This is a genomic window from Bacillus sp. JJ783, assembly GCF_036963225.1.
Classification (GTDB): Bacteria; Bacillota; Bacilli; order Bacillales; family Bacillaceae_G; genus Bacillus_A; species Bacillus_A cereus_U.
Map to the genome: position 1 here is coordinate 64,882 of NZ_JBALMG010000055.1, position 818 is coordinate 65,699.

Below are 818 nucleotides of genomic sequence, written 5' to 3' on the forward strand. Positions count from 1 at the left end.
AAAGTTTCACTTTATCTATGTAGGAAATATTAATTCATTATTACATCATTAACAATAAATATTGTTATATTCAAAATCTATCATAATACTTATATCTCTCAGTATATCATTTTTTCTCTTATTAAAAATTAGGAATGACAAATTTAAAAAAACTGTCAAAAATATTGACTCTATACTTATTATATAATGTCTCAGATACATCACGCTAACATATTAGTTTAATCCATATATACTAGAATAATGTATCTGATTTTTATACATAATTTATTCCGTATGCTCCGAGATTTCACTTAAAGCAAACCCTGCTTGATCATCTGCTGATTTTCTTATAGCTAAATCACCTAGTGCTAGCATCCCAACAAGTTGACCGCTCTCAACTACTGGTAACCGTCTAATTTGATATTGTGCCATTAATTCTGTAGCTTTTTCAATAGAATCATCTGGAGAAACTGAAACAATGTTTGTTGTCATTACATTTGTAATTTGATTAGATCCAGGATGTTTTTCAGCAATCCCACGAACAACTAAGTCTCGATCAGTAACAAGCCCAACAACTTGTTGATTTTCAATAACAGGAATCAATCCAACCGATTCTTCCTTCATTTTTACAGCCGCCTCATATACATTGTCTAATGGAGTACAATGTACGATATGAGTACTCATAAGTTCTCTAACTTGTGTCATTTTTCATCTCCTCCTTTTAATACATACCATAGCTTTTCCTAAATCCCTTTATTTATTTGAGGAAAATAAGGTGATAAAAAGAGGCTTATACATAATAAAAAAGAGTCAGCAATATGCTGACTCTTTTTTTATGA

At 30.1% G+C, this 818-nt stretch carries 1 protein-coding gene; it reads right to left on the bottom strand.

Features of this window, described 5'->3' with window-relative positions:
- Positions 1-264: 264 nt before the first annotated feature.
- Positions 265-684, bottom strand: coding sequence for a CBS domain-containing protein (locus tag V7038_RS13075; RefSeq protein ID WP_002201733.1), 420 nt, complete (start codon positions 682-684; stop codon positions 265-267).
- Positions 685-818 lie beyond the last annotated feature (134 nt).